This is a genomic window from Streptomyces sp. NPDC046716 (genome assembly GCF_040645755.1).
GTDB lineage: Bacteria > Actinomycetota > Actinomycetes > Streptomycetales > Streptomycetaceae > Streptomyces.
Genome location: NZ_JBEYYU010000128.1, coordinates 1 through 5,703 on the forward strand (window position 1 = coordinate 1; position 5,703 = coordinate 5,703).

The 5,703-nt window shown below is 71.1% G+C and carries 6 protein-coding genes; 2 read left to right on the forward strand and 4 right to left on the reverse strand.

Going from position 1 to position 5,703, the window contains the following annotated elements:
* Positions 1 to 369: 369 nt before the first annotated feature.
* Positions 370 to 738 (forward strand): hypothetical protein, encoded by a 369-nt coding sequence (locus ABZ930_RS41170; RefSeq protein ID WP_361560686.1) that lies wholly within the window; start codon positions 370 to 372, stop codon positions 736 to 738.
* A gap of 15 nt (positions 739 to 753) precedes the next feature.
* Here ABZ930_RS41170 and ABZ930_RS41175 read toward each other — a convergent pair whose 3' ends face one another.
* The gene (locus ABZ930_RS41175) at positions 754 to 1,557 is read right to left on the reverse strand and encodes a SigB/SigF/SigG family RNA polymerase sigma factor (RefSeq protein WP_361560689.1); all 804 of its coding nucleotides are present in this window, start codon (positions 1,555 to 1,557) and stop codon (positions 754 to 756) included.
* A 310-nt stretch (positions 1,558 to 1,867) separates the two neighbouring features.
* Between ABZ930_RS41175 and ABZ930_RS41180 the strand changes: the two genes are divergently transcribed.
* Entirely contained in the window at positions 1,868 to 3,394 is a 1,527-nt protein-coding gene (locus ABZ930_RS41180) for an FAD-dependent oxidoreductase (protein WP_361560692.1), read from the forward strand.
* A gap of 39 nt (positions 3,395 to 3,433) precedes the next feature.
* Here the strand turns inward: ABZ930_RS41180 and ABZ930_RS41185 are convergent, their stop codons facing one another.
* The 3 genes from ABZ930_RS41185 to ABZ930_RS41195 form a co-directional block, all read right to left on the reverse strand.
* Positions 3,434 to 4,900 (reverse strand): WGR domain-containing protein, encoded by a 1,467-nt coding sequence (locus ABZ930_RS41185; RefSeq protein ID WP_361560695.1) that lies wholly within the window; start codon positions 4,898 to 4,900, stop codon positions 3,434 to 3,436.
* A 60-nt stretch (positions 4,901 to 4,960) separates the two neighbouring features.
* Positions 4,961 to 5,215, reverse strand: coding sequence for a hypothetical protein (locus tag ABZ930_RS41190; protein WP_361560698.1), 255 nt, complete (start codon positions 5,213 to 5,215; stop codon positions 4,961 to 4,963).
* A gap of 61 nt (positions 5,216 to 5,276) precedes the next feature.
* Positions 5,277 to 5,703, reverse strand: a 427-nt coding sequence (locus ABZ930_RS41195; RefSeq protein ID WP_361560701.1) for a spore photoproduct lyase family protein, incomplete at its 5' end; no start/stop codon positions are given.

Sequence of the window (5,703 nt, forward strand, 5' to 3'; positions counted from 1 at the left end):
TGACGCGCTCCTCTCGTCGGGCGGAGGGTTCTCCACCAGGGGCTCACACCGTGCGGCGTCCCGCCAGGTGACCGTCCGTGGCGGAGGGCGCCCCGCGTACCCACGACCGGACATGTGATGCACGGTCCTTCCGGTCGGCGCAGGGGTGCGGGAGCGGTCCTCGTGGGTCACGCTGGGCGGAGCGCCGAAGCGGACGAATGCACCCCGCTTCCCTGGGAACCCGCAGGCAGCGGCCCCGTAGCGGTGGCCGCGACGATCCGGAGGGTGCGTCGGCCCATCGATCCGGAGGACCGGGAGGACCTGGGCCCGAGAAGAACTTCTGCCCGCTCTTCGGGCACCCCTCTGACCCGACGAATCAAGGAGATCATCATGGCCCCCGACAACCACCTGGTCACCGTGACCCTCAGCGGCTGCGGCGACCGTGACGCCCATACCGTGCTGTCGCATCTCGCGGCGGAGTTCCCGGACCGCTCCCCAGCCCCGGACACGCTCGAGGCCGGCGGCGCCTCCCCCACCGTCTGGACGGCGGAGTTCGACGCCCTCGCCGACGGATCGGGTACGGCATCCGCGGCCCGGGCCATCGACGGCCCGGTGTCCGTGACCGCGCAGGGCGCGCCGAACGATGTGACGACCCTGCGGGCGGCGCTGGCCCGGGCCTTCACCGTCGACGACGAGGGATCGGCCTCCGGCGACCAGGAACTCGACTCCCGGTTCCGGCTCTCCGCTCGTCGGGGATGAGGGGAGAGGGCAGGCTCAGGCGGCGTCGGCGTGGCCCCGCGCCGCCATGTGGTCGGCGTCGTCGCGGACCGTGGCGCAGCTGCGGGCGATGAGGCGGGACACGTGCATCTGGGAGATGCCGAGCTCCTCGCCTATCCGGGCCTGGGTCATGTCCTCGAAGAAGCGCAGGTAGAGGATGGTGCGTTCGCGCTCGGGCAGGTGGGCGAGCCCTTCCTTGGCGGCTTCCCGGTCGGCGACGAGGTCGTAGCCCGGCTCGGTCTCGCCCAGGGTGTCGGACAGGCTGAACCCCTCGTCGGCGGCGCCCACTTCGGCGTCGAGCGACAGGCTGCTGTAGCTCTCCAGCGCTTCCATCCCGTCACGCACCTCGGCACAGCTCAGCCCGGTCTCCCGCGCGATCTCGGATGTGCTGGGCTCCCTGTCGGGGTGATCGGGCCGGTCCATGAGGTCGCGGCGCGCGAAGCGGACCTTGTTGCGGAGGTCCTTGATCCTTCGGGGCACGCGTACGTCCCAGGTGTGGTCACGGAAGTGGCGGCGCAGCTCACCCGTGATGGTGGGCACCGCGTACGGCTCGAAGGCGCCGCGCTCGGGGTTGTAACGGTCGACGGCCTTGACGAGTCCCATGGCCGCGACCTGCTCGAGGTCCTCCACGTTCTCGCCCTTGTTGCGGAAGCGCCGGGCGAGGCGGTGGGCCATGGGCAGCCATGCCTCCACGAGCTCCTCGCTCAGCACGTCGTGTTCGGGACCTACGGTGCTCGCGGCCAGACGTTCGAAAACTTCCTCGGTGTCGGGCGCGTCGTCGTGCATGTGGTGCGTGACCATCAGGAGTGACTCCTCGGCGGGACGGTGTACATGGGCGACTACGAGCGACGGACGCCCTGGCATCAGGGCGTTTCGCTCGCGAGGGGCGCCTGTTGTCCCAAGCACTCGACATCCGGGTCCCCTTTGTCCGGCGGGGCAAACAGCCAGGCCGTCGGGGACTCTCCGGCGGATGTCCTCGTCGTCCACGCTACGCGCCGACACCACTCGACACATCCGAACAAATTTTCCCTTGTTGTGGGGTCGCGGATCCGGCCACGGAGAGGCGCCGGAACCGAGGGGTGAGCGGCGCGCAGGTGGGGACCCGGACGCCATGACCGAGATGTCTGACCTTCGCAGTTCGTACTGGATCGATTCCGCGCCAGGCACTCCGCACCCGCCGCTGGACCGGGACGTGACCGTCGACGTCGCCGTGATCGGCGGTGGAGTCGCCGGGCTGAGCACGGCGTGGGAGCTGACGCGGGCCGGGCTCAGCGTCGCCGTCCTGGAGGCGGGACGGATCGCGGAGGGGGTCACCGGGCACACGTCGGCGAAGCTGTCGGCCCTCCAGTCCCTGGTCTACAGCCGGCTGCGCCACGTCCACGGTACGGAGGGCGCCCGTCTGTACGCGCGCTCGCAGACCGAGGCGATCGAGCACGTGGCCGAGGTCGCGGAACTCCTGGGCGTCGACTGCGAATGGGAACACAGGGACGCCTACACTTATGCCCGTTCCCCGCACCGTGTCGCCGAGCTGCGGGCGGAGGCGGCAGCGGCTCGAGAGGCCGGGCTGGCGGCCTCGTTCGTCACCGAGACCGATCTGCCGTTCCCGGTCGCGGGCGCGGTGCGCGCGACGGGCCAGGCACAGTTCCATCCCCGCAAGTACCTTCTGGCGCTCGCCGACGATCTGCGGGCCCAGGGCGCCCTGGTCCATGAACACACGTCCGTGTTCGGTCTGCAGGAGGACGGCGCGTGTCAGGTGACGGCCGAGACCGGCGCGCAGGTGACCGCGCGCGACGTGGTCGTGGCGACCCACTACCCCGTGTTCGACCGGGCTCTGCTCTTCACCCGGCTGACGCCGCGCCGCGAGATCGTCATCGCCGCACCACTGCCGGTGGAACTCGCCCCGTCCGGCATGTACATCACGCCCGAGGAGGACACCCGCTCCGTGCGCACCGCTCCGTACGAGGACGGGAAACGGCTGCTGATCGTCGTCGGCGAGAAGTTCACCCCCGGCACCGGCGATCCCGCCGTGCGCTTCGACCGGCTGCTGAAATGGACCGCCGCGCACTTCCCGGACGCCGAGCCCCGCTACGCCTGGGCCACCCAGGACACCTTCCCCTGCGACTCCGCACCGCTCGTGGGCCTCCTCCACCCCACGGCCCGGCACACGTACGTGGCGACGGGATTCGGCGGCTGGGGCATGAGCGGGGGCATCATGGCGGGCTCGCTCCTGACCGCGCTGATCACCGGGAGTGAACCGCCGCCGTGGAAGGACCTGTACACGCCCCGACGCGTCCGGTCCGTGCTCCGCGCCGCCCCCCGCTTCCTGCGCAATCAGGCCGATGTCGCCCACCACTTCGTGGGTGACCGGGTGCGGCCCTCGACCGTGACGTCCGTGGACCGGCTCCCCCGGGACAGCGGCGCGATCGTCCGGCTCGACGGCCGGCGCAGCGCCGTGTACCGCGATGTCGACGGCAAGCTGCACGCCCTGTCGGCGCGATGCACGCACATGGGCTGCCTGGTCGCGTTCAACTCCGCCGAGCGCGCCTGGGAGTGCCCGTGCCACGGCTCGCGGTTCGACACGGACGGGCAGGTCGTACAGGGTCCCGCGACGCGCGAGCTGGAACAGCGCGACATCTGACCGACCGCGGCCGGCGACGCCCTCGACCGGCCGGGCCGCTCACACCAGCCGCCTGATCTCCCCCCGCACCCGGTAGAAGCCGTTCGACGACGTGTGGAGCGCGTCCACCACGTAGCGCGCGCCCGGCTGGCGTATGGCGCGGGGGAACTGGACGTTCCAGGTGGGCTCGTAGCCGTCGGACACCACGTGGACCCGCATCCGGCCGCCCTCCTGGACGCACTCCACGACGACTCCCGCGCCGGACGCGGGAACGGCGGTGACGGTGGCGACCGCGGCCGGGGAGGCGGGCGGCGCGTAGGTCGGCAGGGCGGCGGCCAGCTTGATGTCCTGGGCGACCGGGACCGTGCCCTGCTGGGCGGCGGTGATCGCGGCCTCGCTCGCGTCCACGCAGGCGAGCGATCCGTCGGTGGAGACGAGGTACAGCCTCTCGTCGTGGTACTGCATCGACAGTGCGGATCCGCCGCCGGTGCCGAGCTTCCACAGGCGGGTGCCGTCAGCCGCGAAGCAGTAGACGGAGGAGGACGAGTCACCGGCGAAGACGTAGTGGCCGTCCGGTGAGGTGGCGCACGAGTACACGGCGGCGTCACAGCTGTAGGTGGCCTCGACGCGGCCCGTGTCCTTGGCCAGGCGCTGGACGACCCGGCGGCCGGTGCCCGCGTACACCGCGTCGTGCTCCTGCCAGCCGAACAGCACATTGCCCAGGGTCGCCGTGTGCCACAACTGGCCGGTGCCGTCCGCCGCGTAGGCGGTCACGCCGGTGGAGTGGCCGTGGTAGACGGCGTGATCGTCGGCCCGGACCATCCAGCCGCTGTCACCGGCCGAGGAGCGGGACCACTGGAACTCCTCCTCGTGGTCGATGACGGTGAGGCCGCCGCTGCGGTCGGAGACGTCGAGCACGCCCTCGTGGATGTCCAGCCAGAAGATGTCGACGTCCTCGGCGATGGTGTACGCGGCGAACGGCACCTTCGCCGACAGGTCGTAGACCTGCCCGTCGTCACAGCCCGCGTAGATCCAGAAGTCGTCGGCCACCAGGCACTTCACGCCGTCGGGCAGGGAGTAGTGGGCGAGCACCTCGCCGTCGTGGCCGAGGGTGTAGACGTCGCCCTTCTGGTTGCCGACCCAGCAGCGGTCCTCGTCCACGTGGATGCCGAACGCCGAGGCGCCGGTGCGGAAACGCCACAGAACAGGTGCCGTGGAGCGGGCCGTCGAGGGCGCCGACGTCACCTGACGGCGTGTCACGGCCCGGGCCGCGCGCTGTCCGCGCACCGCAGGCGCGTACCCCTTGCGCACCTTCTCGCCTATTTTCTTGGCCGCCGCGGCCCGCGCCTTGTCCGGGGTCGGGAACGTGGAGCTCTGCCGCTGCCCGTCCGCGCCGATGCGTCCGTAGCGCACGAGCACGGTCGTCCCGGTGACGGTCACCTCGTAGAACTTGTGGGCGCCGTCGCCCTCCTGGGACAGCTCCAGATACGTCGTGCCCTCGGCCTGTGCTGTGTGCGCAGCGGTCACGGCACACCTCTCCCCCACTCACCGGACCTGCCCCTTTGGCCGCTCCTTGGTGATTCCACGTTAGAGGGCACCACTGACAACGCGGTCCGCACGCACCGTCGCCGTGCGCAGCCACAGCGACGTCAGGGTGAACAGGCCGCTGAACACGCCCAGGAGCAGCAGGACGACCCACATCTGCCTGCTGCCCGGGTGCCACCACGCCGTCCACGCGAGGCTGGCGGTCCAGGTGAGCACTCCCGCCGCGTAGTAGAGGCGGATGCGGCGCAGTTGCTGCACGGCGGGCGATCGCCCAGAGGAGTCGGTCGTCGGTGTCATGGTGGCCTGCGTACCCCTGAAGCCCGGAGATAGACCCCTCGTTCACCCGATCACGCGCGGCTCAGAAGGCGTACCGGACGCGCAGCCAGGGAGCGTGGGCGGTGAGCAGCTCCGTGAGGCGGGCGAGGGCGCGTTGTTTGACCTGTACCTGGTAGCGGACGTTGAGGGCGCCGTTCTCGGAGCGTTTGGTCTCCTGTGCCTGCGGCTGCCACAGCAGGTCCTCCGCGCGGGGGTGCCAGCCGAGGTTCACCTCGTGCAGCTGCCGGTTGTGCGTGAGCATGATGATCTCGGCGGCGGCCTGCTGCTTCACCCGTGCGGGCAGTACGTCGTCGAGGTGGCCGAGCAGCTCGGCCCAGTCGCGCTGCCAGCCGGGGCGCAGGACGACCGGCGACAGGTTGAAGTGGACCTCGTACCCCGCGTCGAGGAAGTCCGCGGCGGCGGCGATCCGCTCGGCGACCGGGCTGGTGCGGATGTCCAGCAGGCGGGCG

Coding starts and splice junctions, on each gene's coding strand:
- ABZ930_RS41170 (WP_361560686.1), top strand. CDS start 370: ATGGCCCCCGACAACCACCTGGTCACCGTGACCCTCAGCGGCTGCGGC.
- ABZ930_RS41175 (WP_361560689.1), bottom strand. CDS start 1,557: ATGGTCACGCACCACATGCACGACGACGCGCCCGACACCGAGGAAGTT.
- ABZ930_RS41180 (WP_361560692.1), top strand. CDS start 1,868: ATGACCGAGATGTCTGACCTTCGCAGTTCGTACTGGATCGATTCCGCG.
- ABZ930_RS41190 (WP_361560698.1), bottom strand. CDS start 5,215: ATGACACCGACGACCGACTCCTCTGGGCGATCGCCCGCCGTGCAGCAA.